Here is a 14046-nt window from a genome sequence, read left to right on the forward strand (position 1 = left end):
CGGCGCCCGGGTAGAGGCGCGGCTCCAACCCCGGTTGGATGCGGGCGCCCGCCCGGTGCGGGTTCAATGGCCGGTGTGACCTCTCCCGCGCTCGCCACGCTGGACGCGGTCCGGGCGCAGCGGACCGCCGTCGCGCGCTGGCTGCGGCCGCTGGTCCCGCTCGTCATGGCCGCCGTGGTCTGGGCCGCCTGGACCGCGCGGCCCCACCCGGCGCTCACCGGCGCCGGCCGCCCGGTCCTGCTCGCCCTGATCGCCTTCGTGCTGGCCGGTCTCGGCGCGCTGGCCGGCTCGACCCGCGGCGGTCCCGTGCACGCGGTCTGCGTCGCCGCGCTGCTGGCCGCCTCGGCCGCCCTGGTCTGGCTCCAGCCCGACGGCGTCGGCGTGGCCGGCATCTTCATCGGCGTCTCCTTCCTGGCCGGCCTGCTGCGCGGCCACCTGTGGATCCCGATCACGGTGATCGCCCTGGTGCTGCTCGCCGTCGCGATCACGACCGCCCGGCACGACTCCCTCGTGAGCGGCCTGCTCGACGCGGTCATGGTCGGCGCGTTCTACGGCATGCTGGTCTTCGCGATGCGCCTCGGCGAGGCCAACCGGCAGGCCGAGCGGTTGGTCGAGGAGCTGGAGCGGGGCCGGGCCGCGCAGGCCGAGGCGGCGAGCCTGGCCGAGCGGCAGCGCCTGGCCCGCGAGATGCACGACGTGCTGGCCCACTCGCTGTCCGGCCTGATGCTGCAGCTGGAGGGCGCCCGCCTGCTGGCCCGGCGCAGCCCGGACGACCCGCGCCTGCCGGCCGCGATCGAGCGCGCCCAGCAGCTGGGCCGGGCCGGCCTGGACGAGGCCCGCCGGGCGATCGGCCTGCTGCGCGACGACGGGCTGCCCTGGCTGTCCGATCTGGCCGCGGCCTTCGCCCACGACCACGGCGTGCCGTGCGACTACACCGAGGCAGGGCCGCCCCGCCCGCTGCCGTCACCGGCCCGGCTGGCGGTCTACCGGGTCGCGCAGGAGGCCCTGACCAACGCGGCCCGGCACGCCGCCCCCGAGCGCGTCGCGGTTTCGCTGTCGCACCTCCCGGCGGCGGTACGCCTGATCGTCGAGGACTTCGGCGCCCCGGCCGCCGCTCCCGCACCAGGTGCCGGCTACGGGCTGACCGGCATGCGGGAGCGGGCGGAGCTGCTGGGCGGCACGTTGACGGCGGCCCCGACCGGCACCGGCTTCCGCGTGGAGCTGGAGGTGCCGGCATGACCGCGCGCCCGGGCATCGACCATCTGTGGCCCGGAGATATCCGCCACTTCGTGACGGATATCTCCGATATGTCGGTGTTCGAGGGGCCCTGCGGGGCGGGTGGGTCGTTGCCGACGTTGGCTGCGGTGGGGGGTGGGCGGTGAGCGTGCGGGTGCTGGTGGCGGACGACCAGCGAGTGGTGCGCGAGGGGCTCACGCTCGTGCTCGGGCTGCTGCCCGACATCGAGGTGGTCGGGGCCGCGGCGGACGGGGCCGAGGCGGTGGCGCTGGCCGAGCGGCTGCGCCCCGACATCGTGCTCATGGACCTGCGCATGCCGCGCTGCGACGGGGTCGAGGCCACCCGGCTGCTGCGCGAGCGGCGGCCCGAGGTCCGGGTCGTCGTGCTCACCACCTACTCCGACGACCGCTCGGTGCTCGACGCGCTGCGGGCCGGTGCCCGGGGGTATCTCACCAAGGAGGCCGGCGGCGAGGAGATCAGCGCGGCGCTGCGCCGCGTGCTGGAGGACGGCGCCGCCATCGACCCGGCGGTGCAGCACCACGTGCTCAACGCGCTCGCCCGCCCCGAACCCGAGCCGCACGAGCGGCTGACCCCGCGCGAGGCCGAGGTGCTGGGCCTGATCGCGCAGGGGCTGTCCAACGCGGAGATCGCCGGGCGGCTGTACATCGGCGAGGCCACGGTCAAGAGCCACATCAACCATCTGCTGGCGAAGATCGACGCGCGGGATCGAGCCCAGGCGATCGCCTATGCCTATCGCAACGGACTGGCCGTACCGGGCGAAACCTGAGTTCTCGCGTAGGCTCCGTGTCCGTGGGACAGGTGCGATCGGCCGGGTCTGAGTTTCTGCTGGGGCTGCAGCTGCTGGGTCGGGGCTTCGCGCGGTACGGGCGCAATCCGCGCCTGCTGCTGCTCGGCGCGATCCCGGCGTTCATCACGTTCGTGCTGTTCGCCGTCGGCTGGGTCTTCCTGATCATCTACATCGACGATCTGGCCGCGGTCGTGACGTGGTTCGCCGACGGCTGGGCGGACGGGTTGCGCCAGGTGATCCGGTTCGGGGCGGGGCTGGGCATCCTCGTGGCGGCCGCCCTGCTCTCGGCGCTCACCTTCACCGCGCTCACGCTGCTCATCGGCGACCCGTTCTACGAGGTCATCTCGGAGAAGATCGAGGACGGGCTGGGTGGGACGCCCGGTGCGGTCGACCTTCCGTGGTACCGCACCCTCTGGCCGAACCTCGTCGACTCCCTGCGGCTCATCCTGCTCGGCATCGCGATCGCGATCCCGATGTTCCTCCTCGGCTTCGTGCCGATCGTCGGGCAGACCGTCGTGCCGGTGCTCAACGCGATCATCGGCGGCTGGCTGATCGCCGTCGAGGTGACCGGCATCCCGTTCAACCGCCGCGGCCTGCGCCTGCGCGACCGCCGCAAGATCCTGCGCGCCCACCGGGCGATGGCGCTGGGCTTCGGCATCCCGGTCTTCCTGGTGCTGCTGCTGCCCGTGGTCGCGATCATCGTCATGCCGGCCGCGGTGAGCGGCGGCACCCTGCTCACCCGCCGCACGCTCGGCCTGAGCATCGCAGAGGAGGAGCCGGCCCGTGCCCCTCACGCTATTGCGGGGTGACATCACCCACCAGTCCGTCGACGCCATCGTCAACGCGGCCAACGCCACCCTGCTCGGCGGCGGTGGCGTGGACGGCGCCATCCACCACCGCGGCGGCCCCGCGATCCTGGCCGAGTGCCGGGCCTTGCGCGAGGGCGAGTATCCCGACGGCCTGCCCGCCGGCCAGGCCGTCGCCACGACCGCCGGCTGGCTGCCCGCGCGCTGGGTGATCCACACCGTCGGGCCGGTCTATCGCGCCGGAGAGGACCGGTCGCCGACGCTGCGCGCGTGCTACACCAACTCGCTGCGCCTCGCCGCGGAGCTGGGCGCGGAGTCGATCGCGTTTCCGCTGATCTCGTCGGGCGCCTTCGCCTGGCCGGTGGACGACGCGATCCGCCAGGCCCTCACGGCCATCGCCGAGGAGCCATTTCCGGGAGTGGTACTCCTCGTGCTCTACGACGAGCAAACGCGCCGCCGGGCCGAGCGGATCCGCCTCGAGCTCGGCTGATCAGGCGAGCAGGCCGCGCAGGAGGGTCGCGTCGCCGCTGACCAGCAGGGTGTCGAACGGCACCCGGCCCCACAGGGCCAGGGCGAGGTCGCTGGCCGGGCCGCTGGCGGTGGCCCGCTCGTGGTGGTCGTCGGAGTCGAGCAGCGTGTCGGTGTCCAGCAGGGCGATGCCGGCGCCGCGGAGCCGGACATACCACACCTGGTCGAGGTCGGTGGCGTGCAGCGCGATCATGCCGGCCCGGTCGACCGGCCCGCTGCGCCGGCCCGCGGGCAGCCAGGTGTCGAGGACCTCGGTGACGTTGTCGCCGGCCAGCCGCGCCTCGATCGGCTCGGCCAGGCCGCCGGCCATCTGCGCGTCCCAGCGGTGGATCGCGGTCTCGTGCGCCATGCGGCGGTGCCAGAAGGCCGCCTTCTTCGCCTGGGGCGCGAAGTTCCACGCCGGCAGCTCCGGGTCGACCGCGTCGAGCGTCGCCACCAGCTCGGTGAAGGCGTCGGTCCACGCCACGGTCGCGTCGACGCCCTCGGGCAGCGGGTCGGTGCGCCGGGGCGCCGGCTGCTCGAGCCCGCCGCGCGCGACATGACCGGTGACGTACGAATACACCAGGCTCAAATGCCACGCGAGATCGGCAAGGCTCCACCCTGGACAGCTCGGCACCGGCGCGTCGAGGGGCGTGCCGCTGTTGAGCGCGGCGCGGAAGGCGTCGCCCTCCGCGCGTAGGGCGGCCAGCCAGATGTCCTTGGTGAGCTGAGGCTTGCTCATAGCCAACAACATTAGGGCACCGCCTAGGCTGGTGCCGTGCACGAACCCGCGACCCTCGCCGCGTTCACGACCCTGCGCCTCGGCGGCCCGGCCGGCCGGCTGATCGAGGCCACGACCGAGGCGGAGACGCTGGCCGCCCTTCGCCTCGGCGGCGACCAGCTCATCCTCGCCGGCGGCAGCAACGTCGTCGTGGCCGACGAGGGCTTCCCCGGCACCGTCGTGCTCCTGCGGGAGCGCGGGATGCGCACCGAGATTCACGACGGCGGGGTAAGCCTGACGGTCGCCGCCGGCCACCCTTGGGACGAGGTCGTCGCGGCCGCGGTGTCCAGCGGATGGTCCGGGATCGAGTCGCTGTCCGGCATTCCCGGCTCGGCCGGCGCCACCCCGATCCAGAACGTGGGCGCCTACGGCCAGGAGGTCGCCGAGACCATCACCGAGGTCCGCGTCTACGACCGCGAGCGCGACGAGATCGTGGCGATTCCGGCGGCCGGGTGCGGGTTCGAGTACCGCAGCAGCATCTTCAAGCATCGCGCCCGGTTCGTGGTGCTGGCGGTGACCTTCCGGCTGACCGTCGCCGCCGACTCCCGGCCGATCGCCTACGCCGAGCTGGCCCGCACCCTGGGCGTCGAGCCGGGCGCCACGGCGCCGCTGGAGGAGGTGCGCTCGGCGGTGCTCAAGCTGCGCGCCGGCAAGGGCATGGTCCTCGACCCGGCCGACCCCGACACCTACTCGGTCGGCTCCTTCTTCACCAACCCGATCGTGCCGGCCGTGGACTTCCCGCGGGTCTGCGCGCTGGCCGCCGAGTTCGGCACGCCACCGTCGTGGCCGGCGCGCGACGCGGTGAAGCTGAGCGCGGCGTGGCTGATCGAGCGGGCCGGTTTCGTCAAGGGGTACGGCGACCAGGCCACCGGCGTGACACTGTCGGGCAAGCACACCCTGGCGCTGACCAACCGCGGCACCGGCACCACGGCCGCCCTGCTCGACCTGGCCCGCGAGATCCGCGCCGGCGTCCGGGCCCGCTTCGGCGTCGAGCTCCACCCCGAGCCGGTCCTGGTGAACTGCGCCCTCTGACGCCCGCTCGGCACCGGTCAACCCCGCATTCCGCCCGCGGCACACGGATGTTCCGACCTCGATGCCGGCGAGTCCCGCGCGGGCGGATGTTTCCGTGATCATGGCTGGTGCCGTGCCGCACCGCGGGTTTTCCATGATCGCGGAGACATTTGGTACACGGGTGTACATGTTTCTTCCGTGATCATGAGAAACCGGTGGTGTCGACGCCGGTCCGGCATGATCGCGGAGACTTTCGGTCGCGGCGGGCTCCAAGTCGGCGGTGGTGGGCGAGCCGCGCATAAACTCGCATAACCGAAATGTCGGATATGTCAGTCACGGAGTGGCGGACATATCCGGAATCAGGGGGCGACCGACGAGTACCGCAGCGTGACCTCGCCGAGGCGCCACCGTGACGGGCGGTCCAGGATCGGCCAGCCCGCGGCCTTGGCCGACTCGACGGTGCGCCGCCAGCGCTGCCGCGGGCCGAACACGGACAGCGGCGCCGCCGCCCGCCAGCCCTCGTCCAGGGCCGTGAACAGGGCGTGGATGCGCTCGCCCGGCACGTTGTGATGGATCAGCGCCTTCGGCAGGCGCTCGGCGAGGGTGCTCGGCGTGTCCAGCGACGCCAGGCGGCCGGCCAGCGTGAGGGTCTGCGGGCCGGCGGGGGAGACCAGCACCCAGGACGCCAGCCGGCCCAGCTCGTCGCAGGTGCCCTCGACCAGCAGCGCGCCGGTGGCGGTCATGGCGGCCCAGGCGGCCGGGACGTCGGCCTCGTCGTACTGGCGCAGGACGTTGAACGCGCGGACCAGCGTCGGGCGCAGGCCCGCCAGCTCGAAGCCGCCGCGGCGGAACCGCAGGGTATCGGTCGCGAAGGGCTGGGCGGCGGCCACCCGGGCCGGGTCGATCTCCAGGCCGACGACCGGGACGCCGAGGCGGGCGTGCAGCTCGATCGCGGTGATGGGCGAGGCGCCGTAGCCGAGGTCGACCACGAGCGGGTCCGGCGCCCGGCGGAGCACCCCGCCGAGCGTCGCGGCGATCCAGTTGTCGACCCTCCGCAGGCGGTTGGGGTTGGTGGTCCCCCGCGTGATCGACCCGAGATGCCGGGCCGTCAATGGACCCGGTGCACCTTGTGCTGCGCGGCCTGGGCGAGCGGGCGCACCACGAGCCGGTCGATGTTGACGTGGTGCGGGCGGGTCGCCGTCCAGGCGATGCAGTCGGCGATGTCCTCGGCCACCAGCGGCTCGGCCACGCCCGCGTACACCGCGGCGGCCTTGTCCGCGTCGCCGTCGAAGCGCTTGAGGGCGAACTCGTCGGTCCGCACCATGCCGGGGTCGATCTCCACGACCCGGACCGGGCGGCCGTTGAGCTCCAGGCGCAGCGTCTCGGCCACCGCGGTCTGTGCGTGCTTGGCCGCGGTGTACCCGCCGCCGCCCTCGTAGACGATCAGGCCCGCGGTCGAGCTGAGCACCACGATCGTGCCGCGGCCGGAGTGCTCCAGCAGCGGCAGCAGGGCCTTGGTGACCCGGACCGTGCCCAGCACGTTGACGTCGAACATCCACTGCCAGCCGGCCAGGTCGGCGCCCTCGACCGGGTCCGCGCCGACGGCCCCGCCCGCGTTGTTGACCAGCAGTTCGACGATGCCGTTGTGCTCGGCGGCCAGGCCGGCGACGGTGTCGGCGAGGGCGGCGACGGACGCGTCGGAGGTCACGTCGGCGACCACGGCGGTCGCCGCGGCGAGCGAGCCCACCAGGTCCCTGAGCCGGTCCTCCCGGCGGGCGACGGCGACGACGTGGAAGCCCTCGGCGTCGAGGCGGCGGGCGGTCGCGGCGCCGATGCCGCTGGAGGCGCCGGTGACCACGGCGATACGAGTAGACATGTGGCCATCCTGCACGAAGTTGTCCGCCGCGCAGTGACCAACGCAACGGTGGGTAGACCGGCGCCCGCGAGGGAACATGGACGGTTGGGAAGATGTAACCCTCAGGCAACAGACAGGAGCACGACGTGGCGCGGGTCGACTCGCTGCATGGTCACACCCCGCAGTCCCGCCGTAGCCTACCCAGACGCGTAGCCACACTCTCCGTGCACACTTCACCACTGGACCAGCCGGGCACCGGCGACGCCGGCGGCATGAACGTGTACATCGTCGAGGTGGCCCAGCGGCTGGCCCGGGCCGGCGTCGAGGTCGAGATTTTCACCCGGGCCACCACCAGCGAGCTGCCCCCCGTCGTCGAGATGGCACCCGGCGTGCTGGTCCGGCACGTGATCGCCGGGCCGTTCGAGGGGCTGGCCAAGGAGGACCTGCCCGCACAGCTGTGCGCGTTCACCGGCGGCGTGCTGCGCGCCGAGGCGGCCCGCCCGTCCGGGTGGTACGACCTGATCCACTCCCACTACTGGCTCTCCGGCCAGGTCGGCTGGGTGGCCAAGGACCGCTGGGGCGTGCCGCTCGTGCACACCGCGCACACCCTGGCCAAGGTCAAGAACCTGCTGCTCGCCGACGACGACAAGCCCGAGCCGATGGCCAGAGTGATCGGCGAGGAGCAGGTCGTCGCCGCCGCCGACGGGCTGGTGGCCAATACGCCGGCCGAGGCGGAGGATCTCATCCAGTTGTACGCCGCGGAGCCGCGCAAGGTGTCCGTCGTGCCGCCCGGCGTAGACCTGGACCGGTTCGCGCCGCGCCCGCACCTCAAGCGGGCCCTCCGGGAGCGCTTCGGCATCCCCGCCGACGCGCACGTCGTCGCGTTCGCCGGCCGGATCCAGCCGCTGAAGGCCCCCGACGTGCTGCTGCGGGCCGCCGCCGAGTTGCGCCCGTGCGACCCGAAGCTGCTCATCGTCATCTGCGGCGGGCCCAGCGGCTCCGGGCTGGACCGCCCCACCGCGCTCATGGACCTGGCCCGCGACCTGGGCATCGCCGACATCGTGCGGTTCCTGCAGCCGCAGCCGCGCGAGGCCCTGGCCGACCTGTTCCGCGCCGTCGACGTGGTCGCGGTGCCCAGCTTCAACGAGTCGTTCGGGCTGGTCGCGATCGAGGCGCAGGCGTGCGGTACCCCGGTCGTCGCGGCATCGGTCGGCGGACTGGTGACCGCCGTGCGCGACGGCGTCTCCGGCATCCTCGTGGACACGCACAAGCCGGTCGACTGGGCGGCGGTGCTGGGGCCGCTGCTGGCCGAGCCGGCCCGGCGCGCGGCGATGTCCCTCGGCGCGGTCCGCCACGCCCGGGAGTTCTCCTGGGCGCACACGGCGAGCGGCCTGCTGGCGGCCTACCGCGACGCGCTGGAACTGCACCGCGAGATGGTGGCGGCATGACCGGCAAGCCGGACATCTGCGCGCTCATCGAGCGGGTCGCGACCGAGCGCGACATCGCCTGGGACAAGACCGGCGAGCACGCCTACGTGGTGACCCTGCCCGGGACGCACAAGCAGAAGACGAACTGCAACCTCATCGTCGGCGAGCACACGCTGCGCATCGAGGCGTTCGTCATGCGCCACCCCGACGAGAACCGCGAGGCCCTGTGGGAGTGGCTGCTGCAGCGCAACGCCCGCATGTACGGCGTCGCGTTCAGCGTCGACGCGGCCGGCGACGTCTACCTCATGGGCCGCCTGCCGCTGCACGCGGTGACCGAGGACGAGCTGGACCGGCTGCTCGGCGCGGTGCTGACCTACGCCGACGAGAGCTTCGACCCGATGCTGGAGATCGGCTTCGGCTCGGCGATCCGCCGCGAGTGGGAGTGGCGGGTCAAGCGGGGGGAACCCTTGGACAATCTCCGGGCTTTCACCGCGTTCGTGCATCGACCGGCCTAGCTACGCTCTTGGGGTGTGATCGAGAGGCCCCCTCTGGCGTGGAAGCCCGTCGGCGCGGTCGCCGGCGGCGTGGCACTGGCGCTGCTACTCACCATCAACCGGTACGACTACCACCGCGACGAGTTGTACTTCCGCATGGTCGGCGCGCACCCGAAGTGGGGCTACGTCGACCAGCCGCCGTTCACGCCCCTGCTGGTGCGGCTCTGCATCACCGTCTTCGGCGACACCGTGTGGGCGATCCGCATCCCCGGCGTGCTGTATATCGCCGCCGCCGCGATCCTGCTCGCCTGCGTCGCCCGCGAGGTGGGCGGCGGCGCGGTCGCCCAGTCCCTCGCCGCGGCCGGCACGCTCACCACGTTTCCCCTCGTGGCCGGGCACGTCACCATCACCGCGGCGCCCGACCTGGTGCTGTGGCTGCTGGTCATCCTGTGCCTGATGCGTGCGCTGCTGCGGGACCGGCCGCGGTACTACCTGCTGGCCGGGCTGCTGGCCGGCCTCGCGCTGTACAACAAGCACCTCATCATCCTGCTGCTGCTCACGTTCGCGGCCGGGCTGCTGATCGCCGGGCCGCGCCGGGCCCTGGCCTCGCCCTGGCTGTGGGCGGGCGCCGGGATCGCGGTCGTGGTCGGGCTGCCCAACCTGCTGTACCAGATCGCCAACGACTTTCCCCAGGTGTCCATGGCCAACGCCCTCGCCGAGGACAAGGGCGAGGACGCCCGCATCACGTTGGTACCCCTGCAGATCGTCTGGCTGGGCGTGTTCCTGGCCCCGGTGTGGATCTCCGGCATCGTGGCCCTGCTGCGCCGCCCGGAGCTCCGCCCGATCCGCGCGTTCGGCGCGGCCTACCCGCTGATGCTCGTGCTGCTGTTCGTCATCGCCGGGCAGCCGTACTACAGCTTCGGCCTGCTGGCCATGATGTACGCGATCGGCGCGGTGGCGGCGGAGCGCTGGCTCGCCGCGAGCCGGCCCCGCCGCGCGCTGCTCGGCACGGCGGTCGGGCTCAACATCGTGTTCGCGCTGCTCACCGCGCTGCCGGTGCTCCCGATCGACGTCGTGGGCCGCACGCCGATCCCGGCCATCAACCAGGGCATTTCGGACGAGGTCGGTTGGCCACGGTACGTCGCTCAGATCAAGGCGGTGTACGACGCCCTGCCGGCCGCGGACAAGCCCAACACGGTGCTGCTCACCGGCAACTACGGCGAGGCCGGCGCGCTGGACCGCTACGGCCGCCCGCTCGGCCTGCCCGCTGTCTACAGTGGACAGAACGAGCTGTGGTACCAGGGCCCGCCGCCCGAGTCGGCAACCATCGTGATCTGGGTCTCGGAGGGTGACGAGACCAGGTCGCCGGCGTTCGGCTCTTGCGTCGAGCGCGCGGCCCTCGACAATGGTTACGGCGTAGACAACGAGGAGCAAACAGCTCATGTCTACGTCTGCCGCGACCGCACCGGCACCTGGCCCGACCTGTGGCCACGCTTCCAACACTTCGATTGATTTGGATTATTTCGAGTATGTGAGCGAGCCGACATCCCGTTTACTTGTCGCTCGAATCAAGCCCCCAGTAACGTCGTCCTCGGATCCGACGATTCCTGAAGTTGGGGAGCGGCGGGGGTGTTCCGGGCCGCAAGGCCCACATTGCGGTGACGCGTCCGGGCGGGGCACGTCATCGCCAACCGGCGGCACGCGCGGTCTTTTTCGACTGTCGCAAAGCGGGTGTCGTGGACTGGGGGTGCACGACACCCGGCCGCCGGCGTGGGTGGACCCTGCTCGCGCGCCTTCGGCGTGCTCGCCGGTTCGCCGGCGGATTTATCGCGCTCGCTTCGCTCGCTCCAGGCGGGGGGCTTCGCCACCCCGCGCCCCCCATGTCGTCGGTCGCTCTTCGTGCTTCTCTCGCTCGCCCCGGGTGGGCGCCCTCCTGTCGGGGTTGCTCTTCGTGCGTTTCTTGCTCGCTCCGGGTGGGCGTCCTCTTGTCGTGGTCGGTCTTCGTGCGTTTCTTGCTCGCTCTGGGTGGGGCGTGTTCGCTGGTGTGGTGTGGTGTGGTGTGGTGTGGGAGGGCTGGGCGGATGTGGATGTCGCACTCGCCGGGTGCGATCTCCGATCCGCGCGGCGGGCCGGGCGTATGTCTCCGTGATCATGATGTTCGCGGTGACCGCACACTGGGTTTGTCATGATCCCGGAGAGTTGTGGTACACGGGGGTACATCAGCGCTCCGTGATCATGAAAAACCGTTGGTGTCGGTGCCAGTTGCGCATGATCACGGAGACTTCCGGTTGCTCCGCGTCGGGCACCGCCCCACCGGCGGAGCGCAACCGCCACCGAATCGACCGCCGCCGCACAGCGACCACCACGAAGAGCGGCCGGCCACCTCATACGCCACGCTGGCGGACGTGACGGTCCTTGTCGCGGGTTGCGCTCTGTGCGTTTTCCTTGCGGCAGATGCTGGGTGTCTCGGGGTGGAAACTTAAGGGGGGCGTAAAGACCTGGTGGTGGTGTTCGTCGTAGGTTCCTCGGGTGGTTAGCGTTCGGGTGGGGTGGCTGGTGGGGGTTGGGCTGTTGCTGGGGGCGCTTGCGGGGTGTGGGGGGAACGGGGTTGGTGGGGTGGCGCCGTCTGGGGGTGCTGGGGCGGTGGTGCCGTCCGATACTGAGGACGGCGGGTCTGGTGCGTTGGCGGCGGCTGGGGCGAAGCCGTCGGCTGGTAGCTCGTCGCCGGCGGCGGGGGGTAAGGCGCCCACGCAGACGTTGGCGGTGACGTCCGTCTCGTATACGTTCTCGCGCGACGGGCGGAAGCTGCGGACCGTCGTCTGGTATCCGAAGGTGGCGGGGCGGTATCCGCTGGTGCTGTGGAGTCACGGGCTGCACGGGTCGCCGGAGGTGTATGCCGAGATCATTCAGAAGATCGCGGTGGCCGGATTCGTGGTGGCGGCGCCGGCGTACCCGGGGACCAATGACAAGGCCAATCCGTTCGACGGCAACGACGTGGCGAACCAGCCGGCCGACGCGTCGGCGGTCATCAGCGAGGTGCTGAAGCTCGATGCGCAGGCCGGATCGCCGCTGGCCGGCAAGATTGACACCGCGCGGGTCGGGGCGGCCGGGCACTCGGCGGGTGGGTACACCACGGCCGGGCTGCTGTCGGGCAAGACCCGCGACGCGCGGCTCAAGGGGGCCGTCATCGTCTCGGGCGGGGCGCTGGGCGGCAAGTTCTCCGGGGCCTCGACGCCCGTGCTGTTCGTGCACGGGGATGCGGACGCCACCGTGGCGTACAGCAACGGAAAATCGCTCTATGACAGCTGTGTGTGGCCGAAGGGCTTCCTGACGCTGCTCGGCGGGGACCACTCGGCCGCGCTGACGGGCAAGACGCCGGCCGCCACGGCGGTGAGCAAGACGGTGCTCGACTTCCTGCGGTACAGCCTCTACGGCGACACCGCGGCCAAGTCCCGGCTGCGCGGCGAGGCCACGGTGAGCGGCGTGGCGAAGTACGAGGGGAACCTGTGAGCGGCGGTCAGGCGCGGGGCAGGGCGAAGACGTCCAGCAGGCCGGTCAGCTCCAGCTGGGCGTAGGCCAGCGGGCGCGGGTTGCGCAGCCGCAGCGTGCAGCCGGCGCCGTTGGCCAGCTTCCAGCAGCCCACCAGGGCGCCGATGCCGGCCGAGTCGAGCAGCGTCACCTCGTCGAGGTCCAGGACCAGGGCGGCGGGGCGGAAGGCCGGCAGGACGGCGCGCACCGCCTCGGTCACCTGCTCGCGGGTGGCGAGGTCCAGCTCGCCGGCGAGCCGGATCACGACGGTGGCCGGTGGCGTGGTCTCCAGGGTCGCCGACAAGCCGTCCAACTCCGCCTCCGCTCATCGTGGAGCGGCGCCACTACCCGGCCACCGGCACCGCAAACCTTTCCGCCGCAAGCTGTTCTGCCACCCGGCGCTCGCGGGCGGGCTGGATCAGCAGGTGGCCGGCGGCGGCGAGCAGGCCCAGCGCGCCGCAGACGACCCAGTGCCAGTCGCCGAGGTAGCGCAGGCTGAGCCCGCCGGTGGCCGGCGCGATGAAGCCCGCCGCCGGGAAGACCAGATAAAAGACGCTTTGGTACCGCCCGCGCAGTGCCTCCGGCGACAGTTCGGCGATGACCGCGGCGTTGGGCGGGGCGGCGATCATCGAGCCGATCGTCCACACCGAGGCCGCCGCCAGGTAGCCGGGCAGGCGGTCGGCCAGCGACACCGCGGCGAAGCCGAGGCCCAGGAAGACGTTGGCGACGGCGAGCGCGGTGCCCTTGCGCCACCGGTCGATGAGCCGGGGGACGAAGAGCTGGCCGACGACGATGAGCAGGGCGGCGTAGGCGACGACCGAGCCGTAGGCCGACGGCCGCAGCCCGTCGCCGGTGATCGCCAGCGGCAGGATCGTCGAGGTCTGTGTGCTCAGCACGGCCAGCAGCAGCGACAGGCCGACGAAGAGCAGGTACGCCCGGTCGGTCAGCGCCGTGTGCAGGCCGCCCGGCGCGTGGTGCGAGCGGGCCCGGGCCGGGCGGGTCTCCGGCACCGTCCAGAGCAGCAACAGCGCGGTCACCAGGGTGCCGGCGGCGTCGACGGTGAACAGCAGCGTGAAGCTCACCTCGGCCAGGGCGCCGGCGAGCACCGAGGCGACCGCCATGCCCAGGTTGAACGCCCAGAACTGCAGGTTGAACGCGCGGCTGCGGTCCGCGTGCGGGGTCACGTCGACGATCGCGGCGACGAACGCGGGGCCCGGCATCGCGTGCATCAGGCCGAGCAGCGCGGCCAGCCCGGCGATGAGCGGGACGGGCCGGGCGAACGTGAGGGCGGCCAGCACCGCCACCGCGCCGAAGTGCGCCAGCAGCAGCGTCGGGCGGCGGCCCCAGCGGTCGGCCAGCACGCCGCCGAGCAGCACGCCCGCGATGCCGCCGATGCCGTAGGCGCCGACCACGAAGCCGGCGACGGGCAGCGCCAGGTGCTGGGCGGAGGTGAGGTACAGCGACAGGACCAGCGCGACGAAGCCGCCGACGCGGTTGATGAGCATGCCGGTCCAGAGGTACCAGTACAGCCTGGGGAGCCCGCCGATCGTGGATCGGTACCAGTTGCGCACGTGTCAGCCCCCAGAATCGTTA

14 protein-coding genes are annotated in these 14046 nt (G+C 72.4%); 9 read left to right on the forward strand and 5 right to left on the reverse strand.

Translation table 11 applies throughout. The annotated features are described in order from the left end of the window. Positions 1 to 75 precede the first annotated feature (75 nt). The 4 genes from ACQPXD_RS03030 (at position 76) to ACQPXD_RS03045 (ending at position 3340) form a co-directional block, all read left to right on the forward strand. Positions 76 to 1239 (forward strand): sensor histidine kinase, encoded by a 1164-nt coding sequence (locus tag ACQPXD_RS03030; protein ID WP_432834552.1) that lies wholly within the window; start codon positions 76 to 78, stop codon positions 1237 to 1239. Positions 1240 to 1378: 139 nt separating this feature from the next. Then, positions 1379 to 2023: a response regulator gene (locus ACQPXD_RS03035; RefSeq protein ID WP_432834554.1), complete on the forward strand. Its 645-nt coding sequence runs from the start codon at positions 1379 to 1381 to the stop codon at positions 2021 to 2023. A gap of 23 nt (positions 2024 to 2046) precedes the next feature. Beyond that, positions 2047 to 2853 carry an EI24 domain-containing protein gene (locus tag ACQPXD_RS03040; RefSeq protein ID WP_432834556.1) on the forward strand — a complete coding sequence of 269 codons (807 nt, stop codon included), beginning with the start codon at positions 2047 to 2049 and terminating at the stop codon, positions 2851 to 2853. Next, positions 2828 to 3340 (forward strand): O-acetyl-ADP-ribose deacetylase, encoded by a 513-nt coding sequence (locus ACQPXD_RS03045; protein WP_432834558.1) that lies wholly within the window; start codon positions 2828 to 2830, stop codon positions 3338 to 3340. Before ACQPXD_RS03040 ends, ACQPXD_RS03045 begins: the two co-directional genes overlap by 26 nt. Here the strand turns inward: ACQPXD_RS03045 and ACQPXD_RS03050 are convergent, their stop codons facing one another. Further along, complete coding sequence (locus tag ACQPXD_RS03050) at positions 3341 to 4099, reverse strand: maleylpyruvate isomerase family mycothiol-dependent enzyme (protein ID WP_432834560.1); 759 nt, start codon at positions 4097 to 4099, stop codon at positions 3341 to 3343. It lies immediately after the preceding gene. Positions 4100 to 4135: 36 nt separating this feature from the next. Between ACQPXD_RS03050 and ACQPXD_RS03055 the strand changes: the two genes are divergently transcribed. Beyond that, on the forward strand, positions 4136 to 5170 hold the full coding sequence (locus tag ACQPXD_RS03055) for a UDP-N-acetylmuramate dehydrogenase (protein ID WP_432834562.1): 1035 nt from the start codon (positions 4136 to 4138) through the stop codon (positions 5168 to 5170). Positions 5171 to 5508: 338 nt separating this feature from the next. Here ACQPXD_RS03055 and ACQPXD_RS03060 read toward each other — a convergent pair whose 3' ends face one another. Further along, positions 5509 to 6261 (reverse strand): class I SAM-dependent methyltransferase, encoded by a 753-nt coding sequence (locus ACQPXD_RS03060; RefSeq protein WP_432834564.1) that lies wholly within the window; start codon positions 6259 to 6261, stop codon positions 5509 to 5511. After that, complete coding sequence (locus tag ACQPXD_RS03065) at positions 6258 to 7025, reverse strand: SDR family oxidoreductase (RefSeq protein WP_432834566.1); 768 nt, start codon at positions 7023 to 7025, stop codon at positions 6258 to 6260. Before ACQPXD_RS03065 ends, ACQPXD_RS03060 begins: the two co-directional genes overlap by 4 nt. 143 nt (positions 7026 to 7168) lie before the next feature. Between ACQPXD_RS03065 and mshA the strand changes: the two genes are divergently transcribed. The 4 genes from mshA (at position 7169) to ACQPXD_RS03085 (ending at position 12435) form a co-directional block, all read left to right on the forward strand. Beyond that, the gene (gene mshA / locus ACQPXD_RS03070) at positions 7169 to 8452 is read left to right on the forward strand and encodes a D-inositol-3-phosphate glycosyltransferase (protein ID WP_432843600.1); all 1284 of its coding nucleotides are present in this window, start codon (positions 7169 to 7171) and stop codon (positions 8450 to 8452) included. Next, on the forward strand, positions 8449 to 8946 hold the full coding sequence (locus ACQPXD_RS03075; RefSeq protein ID WP_432834568.1) for a YbjN domain-containing protein: 498 nt from the start codon (positions 8449 to 8451) through the stop codon (positions 8944 to 8946). The genes mshA and ACQPXD_RS03075 overlap by 4 nt, the downstream gene beginning before the upstream one ends. Before the next feature lie 15 nt (positions 8947 to 8961). Next, positions 8962 to 10437 carry a glycosyltransferase family 39 protein gene (locus tag ACQPXD_RS03080; protein ID WP_432834570.1) on the forward strand — a complete coding sequence of 492 codons (1476 nt, stop codon included), beginning with the start codon at positions 8962 to 8964 and terminating at the stop codon, positions 10435 to 10437. Positions 10438 to 11688: 1251 nt separating this feature from the next. Continuing rightward, the gene (locus tag ACQPXD_RS03085; protein ID WP_432834572.1) at positions 11689 to 12435 is read left to right on the forward strand and encodes an alpha/beta hydrolase family protein; all 747 of its coding nucleotides are present in this window, start codon (positions 11689 to 11691) and stop codon (positions 12433 to 12435) included. A 7-nt stretch (positions 12436 to 12442) separates the two neighbouring features. Here ACQPXD_RS03085 and ACQPXD_RS03090 read toward each other — a convergent pair whose 3' ends face one another. Both ACQPXD_RS03090 and ACQPXD_RS03095 read right to left on the reverse strand, forming a co-directional pair. Next, positions 12443 to 12766, reverse strand: coding sequence for an STAS domain-containing protein (locus ACQPXD_RS03090; protein ID WP_432834574.1), 324 nt, complete (start codon positions 12764 to 12766; stop codon positions 12443 to 12445). 31 nt (positions 12767 to 12797) lie between these two features. Beyond that, positions 12798 to 14024, reverse strand: coding sequence for an MDR family MFS transporter (locus ACQPXD_RS03095; protein WP_432834576.1), 1227 nt, complete (start codon positions 14022 to 14024; stop codon positions 12798 to 12800). Positions 14025 to 14046 lie beyond the last annotated feature (22 nt).

The organism is Dactylosporangium sp. CA-092794 (assembly GCF_050948465.1).
Classification (GTDB): Bacteria; Actinomycetota; Actinomycetes; order Mycobacteriales; family Micromonosporaceae; genus Dactylosporangium.

Coding starts and splice junctions, on each gene's coding strand:
- ACQPXD_RS03050 (WP_432834560.1), bottom strand. CDS start 4,099: ATGAGCAAGCCTCAGCTCACCAAGGACATCTGGCTGGCCGCCCTACGC.
- ACQPXD_RS03065 (WP_432834566.1), bottom strand. CDS start 7,025: ATGTCTACTCGTATCGCCGTGGTCACCGGCGCCTCCAGCGGCATCGGC.
- ACQPXD_RS03075 (WP_432834568.1), top strand. CDS start 8,449: ATGACCGGCAAGCCGGACATCTGCGCGCTCATCGAGCGGGTCGCGACC.